14 protein-coding genes, 7 tRNA genes, 1 rRNA gene and 2 pseudogenes are annotated in these 16,162 nt (G+C 38.4%); 20 read left to right on the forward strand and 4 right to left on the reverse strand.

Going from position 1 to position 16,162, the window contains the following annotated elements; all coding sequences use genetic code 11:
• Window positions 1-126: 126 nt before the first annotated feature.
• The 15 genes from rrf to glmS all read left to right on the forward strand — a co-directional run bounded on the left by rrf (window position 127) and on the right by glmS (window position 9,316).
• A 5S ribosomal RNA gene (gene rrf, locus AA980_RS20090) occupies window positions 127-243 on the forward strand.
• An 80-nt stretch (window positions 244-323) separates the two neighbouring features.
• Window positions 324-396, forward strand: a tRNA-Thr gene (locus AA980_RS20095).
• Window positions 397-415: 19 nt separating this feature from the next.
• A tRNA-Glu gene (locus tag AA980_RS20100) sits at window positions 416-490 on the forward strand.
• A gap of 8 nt (window positions 491-498) precedes the next feature.
• Window positions 499-574, forward strand: a tRNA-Val gene (locus tag AA980_RS20105).
• A gap of 19 nt (window positions 575-593) precedes the next feature.
• Window positions 594-666: transfer RNA gene (locus tag AA980_RS20110), tRNA-Thr, on the forward strand.
• 21 nt (window positions 667-687) lie between these two features.
• Window positions 688-772, forward strand: a tRNA-Tyr gene (locus tag AA980_RS20115).
• Window positions 773-812: 40 nt separating this feature from the next.
• Window positions 813-887, forward strand: a tRNA-Gln gene (locus AA980_RS20120).
• Between the two features lies 1 nt (window position 888).
• A tRNA-Lys gene (locus AA980_RS20125) sits at window positions 889-961 on the forward strand.
• A gap of 180 nt (window positions 962-1,141) precedes the next feature.
• Window positions 1,142-2,041 (forward strand): arginase, encoded by a 900-nt coding sequence (gene rocF / locus AA980_RS20130; protein ID WP_024030704.1) that lies wholly within the window; start codon window positions 1,142-1,144, stop codon window positions 2,039-2,041.
• Window positions 2,042-2,252: 211 nt separating this feature from the next.
• The gene (sigW, locus tag AA980_RS20135; protein WP_024030703.1) at window positions 2,253-2,816 is read left to right on the forward strand and encodes an RNA polymerase sigma factor SigW; all 564 of its coding nucleotides are present in this window, start codon (window positions 2,253-2,255) and stop codon (window positions 2,814-2,816) included.
• A gap of 18 nt (window positions 2,817-2,834) precedes the next feature.
• Entirely contained in the window at window positions 2,835-3,458 is a 624-nt protein-coding gene (locus AA980_RS20140) for an anti-sigma factor family protein (protein WP_024030702.1), read from the forward strand.
• Between the two features lie 140 nt (window positions 3,459-3,598).
• Window positions 3,599-4,426, forward strand: coding sequence for a diadenylate cyclase CdaA (gene cdaA / locus AA980_RS20145; protein WP_024030701.1), 828 nt, complete (start codon window positions 3,599-3,601; stop codon window positions 4,424-4,426).
• Window positions 4,419-5,654 (forward strand): CdaR family protein, encoded by a 1,236-nt coding sequence (locus tag AA980_RS20150; protein ID WP_024030700.1) that lies wholly within the window; start codon window positions 4,419-4,421, stop codon window positions 5,652-5,654. The genes cdaA and AA980_RS20150 overlap by 8 nt, the downstream gene beginning before the upstream one ends.
• Window positions 5,655-5,690: 36 nt before the next feature.
• Window positions 5,691-7,040, forward strand: a complete 1,350-nt coding sequence (gene glmM, locus AA980_RS20155) for a phosphoglucosamine mutase (protein WP_024030699.1) — start codon at window positions 5,691-5,693, stop codon at window positions 7,038-7,040.
• Between the two features lie 473 nt (window positions 7,041-7,513).
• Window positions 7,514-9,316: a glutamine--fructose-6-phosphate transaminase (isomerizing) gene (glmS, locus tag AA980_RS20160; protein ID WP_024030698.1), complete on the forward strand. Its 1,803-nt coding sequence runs from the start codon at window positions 7,514-7,516 to the stop codon at window positions 9,314-9,316.
• Between the two features lie 20 nt (window positions 9,317-9,336).
• On the opposite strand, the gene AA980_RS27910 is transcribed toward glmS, so the two are convergent.
• Entirely contained in the window at window positions 9,337-9,558 is a 222-nt protein-coding gene (locus AA980_RS27910) for a hypothetical protein (RefSeq protein ID WP_152681188.1), read from the reverse strand.
• Between the two features lie 366 nt (window positions 9,559-9,924).
• Between AA980_RS27910 and AA980_RS20165 the strand changes: the two are divergent.
• Window positions 9,925-10,802, forward strand: a pseudogene (locus AA980_RS20165) (IS110 family RNA-guided transposase); the annotation flags it as partial.
• A 198-nt stretch (window positions 10,803-11,000) separates the two neighbouring features.
• Here the strand turns inward: AA980_RS20165 and AA980_RS20170 are convergent.
• The 3 genes and pseudogenes from AA980_RS20170 to AA980_RS20180 form a co-directional block, all read right to left on the reverse strand.
• The gene (locus AA980_RS20170) at window positions 11,001-11,468 is read right to left on the reverse strand and encodes a GNAT family N-acetyltransferase (RefSeq protein ID WP_024030696.1); all 468 of its coding nucleotides are present in this window, start codon (window positions 11,466-11,468) and stop codon (window positions 11,001-11,003) included.
• Window positions 11,469-12,116: 648 nt separating this feature from the next.
• A pseudogene (locus AA980_RS26575) lies at window positions 12,117-12,403 on the reverse strand (YnfA family protein).
• Window positions 12,404-12,658: 255 nt separating this feature from the next.
• Window positions 12,659-14,005 carry a PepSY-associated TM helix domain-containing protein gene (locus AA980_RS20180; RefSeq protein WP_024030694.1) on the reverse strand — a complete coding sequence of 449 codons (1,347 nt, stop codon included), beginning with the start codon at window positions 14,003-14,005 and terminating at the stop codon, window positions 12,659-12,661.
• Between the two features lie 355 nt (window positions 14,006-14,360).
• Between AA980_RS20180 and AA980_RS27330 the strand changes: the two genes are divergently transcribed.
• The 4 genes from AA980_RS27330 to AA980_RS20195 form a co-directional block, all read left to right on the forward strand.
• Window positions 14,361-14,531, forward strand: a complete 171-nt coding sequence (locus AA980_RS27330; RefSeq protein ID WP_156351210.1) for a hypothetical protein — start codon at window positions 14,361-14,363, stop codon at window positions 14,529-14,531.
• 31 nt (window positions 14,532-14,562) lie between these two features.
• On the forward strand, window positions 14,563-14,796 hold the full coding sequence (locus tag AA980_RS25895) for an SCO family protein (RefSeq protein ID WP_024030693.1): 234 nt from the start codon (window positions 14,563-14,565) through the stop codon (window positions 14,794-14,796).
• A gap of 46 nt (window positions 14,797-14,842) precedes the next feature.
• Window positions 14,843-15,595, forward strand: coding sequence for a FixH family protein (locus tag AA980_RS20190; protein ID WP_024030692.1), 753 nt, complete (start codon window positions 14,843-14,845; stop codon window positions 15,593-15,595).
• Between the two features lie 203 nt (window positions 15,596-15,798).
• A partial coding sequence (locus AA980_RS20195) for a YncE family protein (RefSeq protein ID WP_047771911.1) occupies window positions 15,799-16,162 on the forward strand: 364 nt, incomplete at its 3' end.

The following is a 16,162-nucleotide window of genomic DNA, read 5'->3' on the forward strand; positions in this document are numbered from 1 at the left end:
GGACTTATCCTAATGATTATTCGTTTTTACAACACTTCTTCTGCATTATCTAGTTTTGAGGGAATGAAAAAATTTCTCTTGCAAAAATTCAAAAAGACATTATAATAGTAAATGTCTTAATAATAGTCTGGTAGTAATGGCGAGAAGGTCACACCCGTTCCCATACCGAACACGGAAGTTAAGCTTCTCAGCGCCGATGGTAGTTGGGGCATGCGCCCCTGTGAGAGTAGGACGCTGCCNGAGCTATCGGCTGTTAACCGATCGGTCGTAGGTTCGAGTCCTACCTGCGGAGCCACTTTTATTACATCAAGAAATTCAGCTATGCTTCCATAGCTCAGTAGGTAGAGCACTTCCATGGTAAGGAAGAGGTCAGCGGTTCGAGCCCGCTTGGAAGCTTACCTATTTTAATAATTATGGCCCCTTGGTCAAGCGGTTAAGACACCGCCCTTTCACGGCGGTAACACGGGTTCGAATCCCGTAGGGGTCACCATATATTTTGGAGGATTAGCTCAGCTGGGAGAGCATCTGCCTTACAAGCAGAGGGTCGGCGGTTCGATCCCGTCATCCTCCACCATTTTTTTAAACTTTTTTTTGCCGGGGTAGCTCAATTGGTAGAGCAACTGACTTGTAATCAGTAGGTTGGGGGTTCAAGTCCTCTCGCCGGCACCTTGTTTTTTAATTGAATATGGAGGGGTAGCGAAGTGGCTAAACGCGGCGGACTGTAAATCCGCTCCCTCCGGGTTCGGCGGTTCGAATCCGTCCCCCTCCACCATTCATATTTTTAAAAAAACTGGACAAACTAATAATATTATTGGGCTATAGCCAAGCGGTAAGGCATCGCACTTTGACTGCGACATGCGTTGGTTCAAATCCAGCTAGCCCAGCCATGAGCCATTAGCTCAGTTGGTAGAGCATCTGACTTTTAATCAGAGGGTCGAAGGTTCGAGTCCTTCATGGCTCATACAAAATAAAAACCTAGGGATATTTATCCCTAGGTTTTTATTTTGCGATTTCGGAAAGTGGTTCAATCCATGAGGCCCAGTCCATCCCACCGCATATATATACACAACTCTGTCGAGTTGAGTCATTTCTATGTAAGCGGTTAAAATAGTAGATATAAAGGGGTTGGGGGGAATTTACTATGAGCAAGAAATTATCGATTATTGGGATGCCGATGGATTTAGGTCAAATGCGGCGCGGGGTTGATATGGGGCCGAGTGCCATCCGTTATGCTGGGATTAATGAACGACTTAAGCCGCTATTTGATAACATCCACGATTTAGGTGATATACCAATTGGCAGACCGGAAGTGGTCGTTGATAAAGAATCAAATTTAAGAAATTTAGACTTAGTTGCCGAAAAAAATGAATTGCTTGCTAAAAAAGTAGATGAAGCTATTCAATCAGGCTCATTTCCACTTGTACTCGGAGGAGATCACAGCATTGCGATTGGAACATTAGCTGGTGTTGCGAAACACTATAAGAATCTTGGTGTAATCTGGTATGATGCTCATGGTGATTTGAATACAGCTGAGACAAGCCCTTCCGGTAATATTCATGGGATGCCGTTAGCAGCCAGCATTGGATTAGGGCACCCGGCATTAACAGATATTGGAGGCTATTCTCCAAAAGTAAAGCCAGAGAATATAGTTATTATTGGAGCAAGGTCTTTGGATGAAGGCGAAAGGGCTTTAATTAAAGAAACAGGAATTAAAGTTTATACGATGCATGAAATTGACCGCATGGGCATGGCGAAGGTAATGGAGGAAACAATTTCCTATTTTAAGGATAAAACCGACGGCGTCCACCTCTCACTTGATTTGGATGGCTTAGACCCAAATGATGCACCAGGGGTGGGCACACCTGTTATTGGCGGGATTAGCTACAGGGAAAGCCATCTGGCTATGGAAATGCTAGAAGAAGCAAAAATCATAACCTCAGCAGAATTTGTGGAAGTTAATCCAATCTTAGACGATAAGAATAAAACAGCTTCAATTGCTGTTGGATTAATGGGTTCATTATTTGGTGAAAAATTATTATAAACAAAAAGCAGCTGCTTCCATAAAAAGCAGCTGTTTTTTCATAATCTCCTAATACTATCCTCCAAGCCAAAAAATCTTCAATCTAATTATTTCACCACGTTAGTAAATATTTGTTAATATTAAGGATGTGGATAAATTTTTCGTTTAAAGCGAAACCTTTTTGCTAGCGATTCGTATTATCGTATAGCAGCATTGGAGCTGAGGAAACTTAATGGAAGCTATTGTAAAAAAGAGAATTAAACAAGTCATTAAAGGTGATCAAAATGCCTTTGGTGAAATCGTTGAAATATATAAAAACAGTGTCTATCAGCTGTGTTTTCGAATGCTCGGGAACCGGCATGAAGCAGAGGATATGGCACAGGAAGCTTTTATCCGAGCTTTTGTTAATATCCATACCTTTAACCAAGATTTAAAGTTTTCGACTTGGCTTTTTCGAATTGCAACCAATCTTTGTATTGACAGAATTAGAAAAAAGAAACCGGATTATTATTTAGATGCAGAAGTGGCTGGAACAGAGGGGTTAACGATGTATTCGCAAATTCCCGACAAGACGCCGCTGCCAGAAAACGAGGTGGAAAGTTTAGAGCTTCATGAAACAATCCAGAAGGAAATATTAAAACTGCCTGAAAAATATCGATCCGCCATTGTACTAAAATATATTGAAGAGTTGTCCTTAAATGAAATTAGTGAAATTCTTGATTTACCTTTAGGAACAGTGAAAACAAGAATTCACCGCGGCCGGGAAGCTTTAAGACAACAATTACAATATGTGTGATAAGAGGTGTAACAAAATATGTGTCCAGAACAAATCATCGAACTAATGCATGAATATTTAGACGAGGAAATCGAACCTGATAAGGAACAAATATTAAGAGATCACCTCCAAACTTGTAAAGAGTGTGAAACAATTTTCAATGAATTAAAAAAGACGATTGCTTTCGTAAAAAGCATTTCACATATGCAGGCACCAGATAATTTCACGGCTAATGTCCTTTCCCGATTACCTAAGGAGAAGAAGAAGGTTAAATTGGGGCGGTGGCTGAAAAATCATCCAATGCTGGCGGCCGCCTCGCTATTCTTGGTATTAATGATGGGAAGCTTATATTCCACTTGGAATCAGGACCGGGAATTTTCCGTTTCCAAGCAAAAGAACTTAGTTGTTAAAAATAATACTGTCATAGTTCCTAAAGGGGAAACCGTCAATGGCGATGTTATTGTTCGAAATGGAAAGTTGGAAATTGAAGGTGAAATTAAAGGCAATGTGACGGTCATTAATGGAGAAAAATATCTGGCATCTGCGGGCCATGTTACCGGTCAAATTGATGAAGTTAATGAGGTCTTCGACTGGGTTTGGTATCATATGAAGAAAACAGCACAAGAAGTCATTGATATCTTCGACCAGCCGGAAACCGAATAAATGGCAAATCACTCTTCTTTAACGAGTGATTTGTTTTTTTTAGGAGATAGATATAGATATAATAAGTACATGGAGTATTTATGTTATAATGAGTAAGTTGTATTCAATCTACGTTTTTAGAAAGTTACGGAGGAAAAACAATGCCGTTTGCTGATTTCACAATATGGAAGTATTTAGCTAGTATTGTTGATATTGTCCTCGTGTGGTATGTCATTTATAAGCTGATTAACGTGATAAAGGGAACCAAGGCTGTCCAGTTATTAAAAGGTATACTGGTCATTCTTCTTGTCAGAGTTGTCAGTGAGTTTCTCGGCTTACAAACGTTAAGCTGGATGATGGAGCAAGTGATAACATACGGGTTTCTTGCGATTATTATTATTTTTCAGCCTGAACTGCGTCGTGCCCTTGAGCAGTTAGGGAGGGGACGATTCTTCTCGAGAAGCAGTAATCCGGATGACGATGATCAGGAAAAGGCTATAGAAGCGATCATTAAAGCAACGGATTATATGGCAAAGCGCCGCATTGGTGCTTTAATATCGATTGAAAGAGAAACGGGCATGAGTGATTACATAGAAACCGGTATCCAATTAAACTCGACCATTTCTTCGGAACTGTTGATTAATATTTTCATCCCGAACACACCGCTTCATGATGGAGCTGTGATTATTCAAAGAAATAATGTTGCGGCTGCAGCCTGCTATCTTCCGTTATCGGAAAGTCCATTTATCTCCAAGGAACTGGGGACAAGGCATCGCGCGGCATTAGGAATAAGTGAGGTCACGGATAGTGTAACCGTCGTCGTATCAGAGGAGACGGGAAATATCTCACTTACAAAGAATGGCGAACTTCATCGCGATGTAAATACAGAGGGATTGAGAGAATTACTGACAAGCGTATTATTAATCAATAACAAAACGAAACAGGCTTCTTCCGCTCGTTGGAACTGGAGGGGAAAGAATAATGGATAAATGGATGGATAATCCTTGGTTTATCAAAATCCTTGCCTTGTTATTAGCCGTGCTCTTGTATTCTTCGGTACCACATACAGGCAAGAAGATTACAGATGTCTATGTGCCGGGGGGACAATCGACCGCAACAATAACGGATGTTCCTGTAACAGTTTATTATGATGTGGAGAATTTAGTCGTGTCTGGAATTCCCAGCACAATCGATATAACCCTAAAAGGACCGAAAACCCATGTTCAGGCAGCCAAGGCATCAAAGAACTTCGAGGTTTATCTCGATTTGAAAAATGCAAAGATCGGCAAACAGAAAGTGAAACTAAAAATACGAGATTTATCTGATAAATTGTCTGCAACCCTAAGCCCAGACAGTGTTACCGTAACGGTTCAGGAGAAAATTACTAAGGAATTCAAAGTCGAGGCAGAATTTAATTCTGGCCAGATAGAAGAGGGCTATTCCGCAGGGCAGCCTGTTGTTGAGCCAAATAAAGTGAAAATAACCGGCGCTAAAAGTGTGATTGACCGAATCTCCTATGTAAAGGCCACCATTGATGGGAAAGGTAAACTGAAAGAATCCATTACTAGAGAAGCTCCAATCCAAGTTCTAGACAAAGATTTAAATAAGTTAAATGTCGTGGTGGAACCTAAGGCAGTTAAGGTTACGATTCCTGTAAAAAGTATCACCAAGACCGTTCCGATTAATATTGTGAGAAAAGGAACAGCCCAAGAGGGTGTAACGATTCAATCGATAGAACTTGATACAAATGAAGCGACTATTATGGGACAAGAAGATGTGCTGAAGACGACGGAAAATGTCCGAGTGGAAGTAGATATTAGTAAAATTACCGAGAATACAACCCTTACTTTACCTGTGATCATCTCAAATGGGATTACCAAGGTCAGCCCGCAAACGGTAAAAGTAACTGTGGTTGTAAATGTCAATAAGCAGGAAGAGAAGACCTTATCAGATATTCCGGTGAAAATTCAGGGCTTATCCGAAGATTATCAAGCGGAGATTATTGACCCGGAAAATCAGTTGATAAATTTATTAATAAATGGTCCAACCGCAGCATTAAGCTCTTTGAAGCCTGATGACTTTTCGGTCTATATTGACCTGACTAGTTTATCGGAGGGGGACCATGAAGTAAATATTCAGGTGGAAGGTCCGCCAAATGTAAAGTGGAAACCTGATAAAGCAAAAGCGAAAATTACAATTTCAAAAAATAATGCCTAATATCCAGCAATTTATATTGAAGGAGAGATTTTTATAATGGGAAAATATTTCGGTACCGATGGGGTGCGAGGAGTAGCAAATAGTGAATTAACCCCTGAGCTAGCCTTTAAATTAGGCCGTTTTGGCGGATATGTGTTAACGAAAGATAAGAATCGTCCAAAGGTATTAATCGGTCGTGACACGCGGATATCCGGACATATGCTGGAAGGGGCGCTTGTGGCAGGATTGCTATCAATTGGGGCAGAAGTCATGCGCCTCGGAGTGATATCAACTCCTGGTGTCGCTTATTTGACCAAAGCGTTAGGAGCCCAGGCAGGCGTAATGATTTCAGCCTCACATAATCCAGTGGCCGATAATGGGATTAAATTTTTTGGTTCTGATGGATTTAAGCTTTCCGATGAGCAAGAGGAAGAAATCGAGGAACTAATCGATATGCCAGAGGATCAATTGCCTCGCCCAACCGGTGAAGACCTTGGTCAGGTGATGGATTATTTTGAAGGCGGGCAAAAGTACCTGCAATACTTGAAAAATACTGTTGAGGAAGATTTCTCTGGCATCCATATTGCTTTGGATTGTGCACACGGGGCAACATCTTCGCTTGCGACGCATTTATTTGCTGATTTGGATGCAGACCTGTCAACAATGGGTGCCTCACCAAATGGATTAAATATCAATGCAGGTGTCGGTTCGACTCATCCTGAAGCACTTGCTGCCATGATGAAGGAAAAAGGGGCAGATGTCGGACTTTCCTTTGATGGCGATGGCGACCGTTTGATTGCCATTGATGAAAAAGGAAATATTGTTGATGGCGATCAAATCCTTTATATTTGCGGCAAATACATGAAAGAAAACGGTCGTTTAAAGCAAAGCACGATTGTTTCAACTGTCATGAGCAACCTTGGTTTTTATAAAGCGCTTGAGAATCATGCCATCCATAGTGTACCAACAGCTGTTGGTGACCGTTATGTTGTTGAAGAAATGAAGAAAAATGGTTATAATCTCGGCGGCGAACAATCAGGCCATATCATTTTCTTGGACTATAACACCACAGGTGACGGCTTGTTAACTGGGCTGCAATTAGTTAATATTATGAAGGCTACTGGAAAGACATTGTCAGAGCTTGCTGGCGAAATGAAGAAATTTCCGCAAAAGCTTGTGAATGTAAAAGTAACGGATAAACATCATGTGACCGATAATCCTCGAGTAAAAGAGATTATTGATCAGGTGGAAGCGGAAATGGCCGGAAACGGGAGAATCCTTGTCCGCCCATCAGGTACAGAACCGCTTGTCCGCGTGATGGCAGAGGCTTCAACAGAAGAACTATGTGAATCCTATGTGAACCGCATCGTCACAGTAGTGAAAGAAGAAATGGAATTAAAAGAATAAGGTACAATAAATATGCATAAGGGAACGAAATTTCCCCCTTATGCATATTATATTATGTATGGTTTTTGAACAAAGTTTTAACATTTATTTTTTTTATTGACGGACGACTGACAAATCATGTAATATTAATCTGCTTTGCTATTTAAAAGCAGTATTTGATAGGTTTCTTTGAAAGGAGGGTAGCGGGAGGAATCAGTATTTTAAAAGCGCCTGAACTAATCATCAGACGGTTTGATTAGTTGACGAGGTGGAGGTTTATCGAAAATTCGGCGGATACCTCCCGGTTGGAGACGCACAACCGAAAATTTCTTCTTTAAAACATGGAGGCAACTCTGTGCACAAAGAGAAGAAAATGCGCATACTAAACACAATGTTTAAACAGGTATAGACAGATACCTTACAAAAAAACAGAGATAAGGGGGCAAGTTCGCCCCAGAAGCACCTTGCCCCCTAAATTAGGGAGGACACAAAAAATGTGTGGAATTGTTGGATATATTGGACAGGACGACTCGAAAGAGATTTTACTAAAAGGTTTAGAAAAACTTGAATATAGAGGCTATGATTCGGCAGGTATTGCCCTTAAAAACGAAAACGGCGTTCATGTTTTTAAAGAAAAAGGCCGCATTGCGGATTTACGCGAAATTGTTAATGGGGATGTAGTGGCAAACATCGGGATTGGCCATACACGCTGGGCAACACACGGTATTCCAAGCAGAGTAAATTCTCACCCTCATCAAAGCACTTCTGGGCGCTTTACGCTTGTCCATAACGGCGTGATCGAGAACTATGACATTTTAAAGCGTGAATATTTAACAGACGTTACCTTTATCAGTGAAACAGATACAGAAGTCATTGTTCAGCTAATTGAGCTGTTTGTTCAGGAAGGACTAGAGGTTTTAGAAGCGTTCCGTAAAACCCTCACCCTTTTACATGGTTCTTACGCTCTTGCACTTTTAGATGAACAGGACGATGAAACCATCTATGTGGCAAAAAATAAAAGCCCGCTTCTTGTTGGCCTAGGTGACGATTTTAATGTTGTTGCTAGTGATGCGATGGCGATGCTGCAAGTGACTGACCAATACGTAGAATTAATGGACAAAGAAATCGTTATCGTCACAAAGAATGAGGTAACGATTCAAAATCTTAACGGTGAAATCATGATCCGTGAGCCATATACAGCTGAACTTGACGCCAGTGACATTGAAAAGGGTACGTACCCGCACTATATGTTAAAAGAAATTGATGAGCAGCCGCTTGTAATGCGTAAAATCATTCAAATGTATCAAAATGAGCAAGGGGAATTAACAATTGCCCCTGAAATCATCAGCGCTATGAACGAATCTGATCGTGTATATATCATTGCTGCTGGAACTTCTTATCATGCCGGTCTAGTAGGAAAACAGTTCATTGAAGGCATCGCGAAACTTCCGGTTGAAGTTCACATTGCCAGTGAATTTGTTTACAACATGCCGCTTTTAACGAAGAAGCCGTTGTTTATCTTCATCTCTCAAAGCGGAGAAACGGCGGACAGCCGTGCCGTGCTTGTTAAAGTGAAAGAAATGGGCTATCGTACGTTAACGGTTACCAATGTTCCAGGCTCGACTCTTTCACGTGAAGCGGATTATACGCTATTGTTACATGCAGGACCTGAAATCGCGGTTGCGTCTTCAAAGGCCTATACAGCACAGCTAGCGGTTTTAGCTATTTTGGCTGATGTGACAGCCAAAAGCCAAAACATTGAAGTCAATTTTGATCTGATGCATGAGCTTGGCATTATTGCAAATGCTATGGAAGTTCTTTGCGATTCAAAAGAGTTGTTCAAGCACATTTCAAGAGAATTTTTATCGGTAACACGCAACGCCTTCTTCATTGGACGTGGTGTTGACTATTATGTAAGCTTAGAGGGTGCCCTAAAGCTAAAAGAAATCTCTTATATCCAAGCGGAAGGCTTTGCCGGCGGAGAATTAAAGCATGGTACCATCGCTTTAATTGAAGAAGGGACACCAGTAATTGCTCTAGCTACTCAAGGAAGTGTCAACTTAAGTATTCGTGGAAATGTTAAAGAAGTCGTTGCCCGCGGAGCAAACCCATGCATCATTTCGATGAAGGGTCTAAATATGGACGAAGACAGCTTCGTCATCCCAGAAGTACATGAATTATTAACACCGCTTATCTCTGTCATACCAATGCAATTAATTGCTTACTACGCAGCACTACACCGCGATTGCGACGTCGACAAACCACGTAACCTTGCGAAATCGGTGACTGTGGAGTAAAAGGTAAAAACTTATACAAGTTATTTATATAGCTGTATCTTTCCTCTTCCCTCTGCTTTATAGTTGGTACCCACTGTCACATAGTCGGTACCCGACCGGTAGGGAATCCAGGCGGAACAGGCAGCCACATCATTATGTAAAGAACCGTTAATCAAACGTTTGATTAAATGCAAAATCAATACAAAATCAGGCTGGATCCAATAGTGGTCCAGTCTTTTTCTGTATGCCCAATACGCCCTCAATCCCTTGTCCAATAAGGATTTTAGCCGTCTTTTCTCCCATCTCCTTTTTCCAATATCGTTGTTTTCCCCACTGTATAAACCCGTAGGGTTTCGGTTCTTTTCAGACGTTTTCCATTGGGAATCTGTTCACTTTTTCCATTCTTTTCTCTGGATTCTTCTCTCCGTTATGGAAGATCTTTTTTACATAGTCAGAATATTCGATGCAAGCCAGAATGGAGGGAAGAGGAGGAATTGAGAAAAAAGAGGCATTTGAGGGAAGAACTTTTTAGCAGAAAAAAGAAGGGGAAAAGTGGGTGTGGGGCTTAGATCCGAAAGGGTTTGAGGGGGATAATAGAGAAAGGGGGGTGGGGAAGGACTATAATACAGCTATATACTTATAAAATGCGTGGAATTCAACTCTTAAACCTCCGTAATCTAACAAGACAACAAGAGAGTATTGCAGAAATATCAGGAAAACAAAGTTGCAGTTGCACTCTTTAAACGATCAGGTATTTCCTGAGTATCGAGGTGTATTTGGAAGCCTCTATTCAAAAGTATCATTGCTTACTTTACTAGCATTCCCTACTTCTGAGGCAGTATTAAGTGTAAGTGAGAGAGAGTTAACAGATAAAATAGCATCGTTATGTATGAGTCGTTCAGATCTTTGGGCAAAAGAAAAAGCACAGAAGTTAAGAGACGCAGCCCTTCGTAATCCTTTTCAGCACAATCGATATAAGAGTCATATATTTAACCTTGAGATCTTAATCAAAATTGTTCTTCAATACCAAGAGCAACTATCACAGATTGCGAATGAAATAGATGCCCTCGCTAAAGAAATTGAAGAGTATAAGATCCTCCAATCTATCCCTGGTATTGGAGAAAAAATCGCTGCAACGATTATTTCTGAAATTGGAGAGATAGATCGGTTTAAAGATGCCAAAAAGCTGGTTGCATTCGCTGGGATTGATCCTAGTGTGTACTCTTCAGGTAAGTTTACTGCATCCGTTAACCGAATTACAAAACGAGGGTCTTGTAGACTTCGCCATGCCCTATATATGGCTGTTCAAAGCGGAATTCGTGATGCCCGTAAAAAGAAAACGACTGAAGAAATTATTCCACGCAATAAAAGGCTAAGAGAGTTCTACGATAAGAAACGTGAAGAAGGAAAACCCTTCAGAGTAGCAGTTATTGCATGTGTTAATAAGCTCTTACATTGGATTTTCGCCTTATTAAAAAGCGGAACTACTTTCCAAGATATAGAGTAAAAACTATATCTAACTAAATACAACAAAACCTTCCAATTATAAGATAGAGGAAGGTTATTTGGCATGAACATTTTTAGTATAGCATGGGTAATATAAGTTTTTTAGTGAAAAATATTGACAAACTATTAGCTGGTTTAGCTTAAGTGCAATATTTCACACAACATCTTTCTAATTTTTAACTCTAACATCGCCTAAAAATTATAAATAGTAACTCATTATAATAAGCTCACCCTTTTTCCCCATTTTCCGAACCCCTTCATCTACAAATCCACATTTTTTGTATAGTCCCTGTGCGGCTTCATTTTTTAGGTTAACAGCTAATACGATTTCATTTGTTTCACTAAAATTCTCTTTAACAAACTCTGGTAAAAGCATTAATGACTTTTTCGCATAGCCCCTTCCTTGATGACGGAAATCGGTTGAAAATGCTCTTAATAATATTGAATTATTATTAGAAGAATATGGTTTTACCCCTTCATTTTTATGTAAAACGAAAAAATTTACAAGTTTATCTTCTTCAATTGCCAAGATTGAATATCGGTCAGAATCTTCGTTTGATAATTTTATACAATCCTTGGGATGTCCAGTAGAGCGAAGTTGTTCCTCAGTCAATTCATAATATTCAATTTTATTTTTGAAACTGTCATCGTAAATATAAAGTTGCATTTTAGTATCCCCCTTTAAAGAACGTTTGTTCCTATATTGTAGCACTTTAAGTTTTGGGGTTCAATATAATAATTATCAAGTATTCCTACACTAACATGACCGTTACTTTCTGTTCTTTTCAGGCGTTTTCCATTAGGTATTCGTTCACTTTATCCATTCTTTTCTCTTGATTCTTTCTCCCAATTCCGGGAAAAACTTTTTTACATTGTCGGAATATTCGATGCAAGCCAGAATGGAGAGAAGAGGCGAAAATCGAGAAAAACGTCAGTTTTTGGTACCAACTTTTTAGCAGAAAAAAGAAGGGGGAAAGAGGGCGTGGGGCTTAGAGCCGAAAGGGTTTGAGGGGGATAGGGGTGAGGAAGGGGAGGTACCACGTAAATAACAGCTAAATAGGTAATTATGGGGATGGAGGTGGTAAGGCAAAACCGTAAGATATAGTAGTGTGCTCCATCTTTCAAGGGAAGTCCACGTCCATAAACGTAGAATATGCTTCAGACATAAGCACTCGCCCATAAAGAAATAAATAAAAATAAAAATAAATAATTATGTATCGGTAACGTGGTAAGTATGGGACTGACGGAGGTAAAGGAGAAACCGTAAGGTGCTAGGTATGATGCAGATGGATGAAAGGTATCTTCGATACCTCATTTATTGGCGAGGTGCGAATATCATTACTGAAACACCCACTAAACAGATACCAGCATCTATCCAATCGTATAAATCAGTTATACCCCATCCTCATATACGGAAGGACTCCTCCATGGCAGCATATACTCTGCATGGGAATGTTCGAAATGTAGTAATTACCACATTATTACGCCAAGGCTACGCCCCCGTAAACACTCCAATAAAATGGCTTACCTTCTCTTAACCATAGCCAAATAAGATCCCCCTCCACCAATTTCGGCAATTCCAACAAATATAAAAAATCCAATTGCATAGGCACCTAATTAGAAGGCAAGAATCGGTTATGGTACAGGGGGCACCGTTAGGTGCCCTAATTAGGTTTTGTCACTCCTCTAGTATGGTGATCTCTCCACTATGTTTAAGCAAACTTTATTCTCATGGAATAAGTTGAGTAATGCCTTTGAAGTTAGATGTGGCAAGGGGTGAACGTGATTCCTCGCTTCTGCAAACTTTATTCTAATTTAACAATAGTAAACTTAAACTTTTAATAAAAACCTAATTTATCAAGCGTAGTTATTCTTTTTAGAATAGTAGAGGATACTTTCAATAATAAATATTACTAGTATAGATATACCAAATAAAGGCATTAGTATCCCAAGTATTAACAGTGTAATTATCAGGCCGATAGACCAAGGTTTATTTACTCTTTTTGGCAAATCTAAATTATCAAATTTTGCTCTTTTCATCCATGAGGCAAAGCCTAATGCAATGGCTACAAGGAATGCAATACAAACAACTAAATTGATTATTTTATTTGCGACTCCAAATAAGTGTCCTTCATGAAGGGGAATTCCCCAAGTAAACCATTTACCTATAATTCCATAATCATCGAAGTTTATTTTAGCAATTAATTTACCAGAATACTGATCAAAGTAAGCAGTAGTTTCTTCGTATGGACTAACATCTAATCCAGTGACACCTGTATTACTTCCTTTTGATACAGTGAATACCCCTGTTTCATCTGAAGGATAGACGATTGAGTACGGTCTCGGAATATTTTCATTTTGAGATTCCTTCATGATTCCTTCTAGGGTTTGTTGACCCGGAATATTTGTATATGTATTGCTACTATGGTGATGATTATCATGATTTGAAGCAGGCTGACTTATACTTCTAGTAGCCCATGGTATCTCATCAACATCAGATTGCGGGGGATTATACCGCAATTCCGTTCTACCCAATTCAGGATGCTCTGCACCAAATTGACTAATATGACTTCCCATAAATACAGACCAAGGTAAGCCAGTTACCACAATTACAATTAATGGTATTGCAATTGCTAGTCCGAATATTGCGTGAATTTTTTGAAATTTGAACGTGTTAGTTCCCTTTTTAGACTTATTTACAAGCAACTTCTTTTTAAAAGTCATATATATACCAGATACGATAAGAAATACAGCCCAACAAGCAGTCAATTCGACTAAATATCGTATAAATGTACTCTCAGTAAATAGAGAACTATGAAAATTTCTCATAAAGTTAGAGTATGTGTATTTAGTATTTTGACTAGCAACTATTTGATTGTTACTGTCTAGAAAAATATAACGAGAATCACCTTTATCATTAATGATTGTAACTCTGTTGTTATAGGGTTCGTCCATTAGGCTGATTTTACTAACAGTATAGCCTTCGAATTTGTCACCTATTTCTTTTATAGCCTCATCTACGCTTTGCATTTCTTTAATATCACTTTGTCCGAAAAATTCCATTTTATAAATATTGTTTTCGACTTCAGGATAAAATAGAAAACCGATTCCCGAAATAGTCAGCGTTAATAATAAGGGTGTAATAAACCATGCAGCATAAAAATGAAGTCTTCTAAATGGATTGAACGTATTTTTAGTGTTCATATTGATCTCCTTCTATTTCTTTTTGTTATTTTTATAACTAATTCAACATGTAACAATTTCACACAATTTCTTAGAGTAAAATAAATGTAGAAAAGTTAAGCGTTAAAATAACTACTGTGATAAATAGTAAAATAAAATTGTGAAAGAAATATGAAGTTAGTGGATTAATTGGGTAAGTTAATTGAATTTATTAGTACTTGGTTAGGTCTTGGCATATTGGTTTGGGACTTAACCAAGTTTTTTTAAAATAAAAATGTGCTTATGTTTATAGAAGTATGGATGTATTTCACAATGATTTCACATTCTTATCTTATAATCATACCCGAGAATAGACTGGGAGATAGGAGAGTGAAGAATGAAGTTCAAAACCTTTACTATTCTTATTTTCATAATTCTTATATTAGGTGGTTGTGGTGACACTAAAGATAAGATTTCTACTGTACAAGACTTCTCATTCATTAATCAGGATAATGAGAAAGTATCTCTATCTGAATTAAAGGGAAAAGGTTTGGATAGCAGACTTTAGTTTTTTCAATTGTGAAACTGTGTGTCCTCCAATGACTGCTAATATGGCAAAATTGCAAGAGAAAATGAATGAATTGGATTCTGATGTTTCTGTTGTATCTTTTAGTGTTGATCCTAAAAATGACAATAGTGCTGCTTTAAAAGAGTATGGGAATAAGTTCGGAGCAGACTTTTCAAACCGGCACTTCCTCTCTAGATACTTACAAGAAGAAATCCAAGAATTTGCTAAAACATCTTTTAAAGCATTGGTACAAAGTACCTTATGAAAAAATTATTAATGATATTCAAAAACTAGACTAAGGACGTGTAAAAATGAAAAGCAAATTATTTTACATATTAACTTTATTATCAATCATTATTATTTTTACCGGCTGTAGTAATGAAAAAAATAATAGTGAAAGTAGCCAAAATGACGAAATACCTGAAATGTTAGAGGTCCAAATTAATTTAGACACTGATAACCCTCAACCAAATCAAGAAGTAACAATAAGTGCATTGGTAACACAGGGTGATGAGAAAGTTGATGATGCTGATGAAGTGTTATTTGAGGTTTGGAAAAATGGTAAGGAGGAGCATGAAAAGATTGAAGGAGAACATAAAGGAAATGGAGTCTATTCTATATCTAAAAGTTTTCCAGAAGAGGGTGTTTATTATGTTATCTCCCATGTAACAGCAAGAGACATGCATAATATGCCTAAGAGAGAATTTAAAGTTGGAGATAATAGCAATGATGAGACTCAAGCAACTCATCAAGAACATAACGATTCTCATATTGATGATTTAATGATCCATTTTATGTCAGATGATTCTGTTAAAGTAAAAGATAAAACGATATTAACCGCCCATTTACAAAAAGAAAATTTACCGTTAATTGATGCGGAAGTAAGGTTTGAAATTTGGAAAGGTGAAGGAGAAAAACACGAATTTATCGATGCAGTTGAAAGTAAAGACGGTGAGTATAAGGCAGAAACTGCTTTTGAAAGTACTGGTAAATACCATGTTAAAATCCATGTTAAGAAAGGTGAATTGCATACTCACCAAGAAAATTCGATTGAAGTTCAATAAAAAAAGTTTACGCCTGATCCTTATCAGGCGTATTTTAAACTTATAAAATAAAATAGAAAGGAGGATTCGATGAAAAAAATATCATAGTATTAATACTTCTTTGCCTACTCTTAATGGGGTGTAATAAGGATAGAATATCTGTTCCTCCTTCATTAAAAGAACAATTAATTGTATCTCACATAAAGGAATCAAAGATTTCTTTTGTGAATTTGAAAAATAATGAAATTACGACAAATGATTTAGACTATCGAATAACAGCAATGCAAAAACTGGATAAAAACAAGGTTGTTATTTCTGGAGAGAATGAAGAATATTTGTATAGTCTTGATTTAATTAATGGGCAACTTAAAAAAATATTTGAGGTTGGTAAAGGGGTTAAAGACCTGCTGTACCTCCCTGAAGATAACCTTCTCATTTTTGCAAATAGTATAAATAATAGCGTTGGTTTCATCAATCTCAATAATAATAAGATAATGGCTGAGGTTTCGGTTGGATATAGGTGCCTGTGCGTTGCGCCCCAAAAAGTGTACACTATAAAACCGGATCTATTAAAAGGAATCAGTGATA

This window comes from Neobacillus vireti (assembly GCF_001026695.1).
Taxonomy (GTDB): Bacteria; Bacillota; Bacilli; order Bacillales; family Cytobacillaceae; genus Neobacillus; species Neobacillus vireti.

Bases quoted from the DNA above. Each gene is read 5' to 3' on its own strand.
- rocF (WP_024030704.1), top strand. From the start codon at position 1,142: ATGAGCAAGAAATTATCGATTATTGGGATGCCGATGGATTTAGGTCAA.
- sigW (WP_024030703.1), top strand. From the start codon at position 2,253: ATGGAAGCTATTGTAAAAAAGAGAATTAAACAAGTCATTAAAGGTGAT.
- AA980_RS20140 (WP_024030702.1), top strand. From the start codon at position 2,835: ATGTGTCCAGAACAAATCATCGAACTAATGCATGAATATTTAGACGAG.
- cdaA (WP_024030701.1), top strand. From the start codon at position 3,599: ATGCCGTTTGCTGATTTCACAATATGGAAGTATTTAGCTAGTATTGTT.
- AA980_RS20150 (WP_024030700.1), top strand. From the start codon at position 4,419: ATGGATAAATGGATGGATAATCCTTGGTTTATCAAAATCCTTGCCTTG.
- glmM (WP_024030699.1), top strand. From the start codon at position 5,691: ATGGGAAAATATTTCGGTACCGATGGGGTGCGAGGAGTAGCAAATAGT.
- glmS (WP_024030698.1), top strand. From the start codon at position 7,514: ATGTGTGGAATTGTTGGATATATTGGACAGGACGACTCGAAAGAGATT.
- AA980_RS20170 (WP_024030696.1), bottom strand. From the start codon at position 11,468: ATGCAACTTTATATTTACGATGACAGTTTCAAAAATAAAATTGAATAT.
- AA980_RS20180 (WP_024030694.1), bottom strand. From the start codon at position 14,005: ATGAACACTAAAAATACGTTCAATCCATTTAGAAGACTTCATTTTTAT.
- AA980_RS27330 (WP_156351210.1), top strand. From the start codon at position 14,361: ATGAAGTTCAAAACCTTTACTATTCTTATTTTCATAATTCTTATATTA.
- AA980_RS25895 (WP_024030693.1), top strand. From the start codon at position 14,563: ATGACTGCTAATATGGCAAAATTGCAAGAGAAAATGAATGAATTGGAT.
- AA980_RS20190 (WP_024030692.1), top strand. From the start codon at position 14,843: ATGAAAAGCAAATTATTTTACATATTAACTTTATTATCAATCATTATT.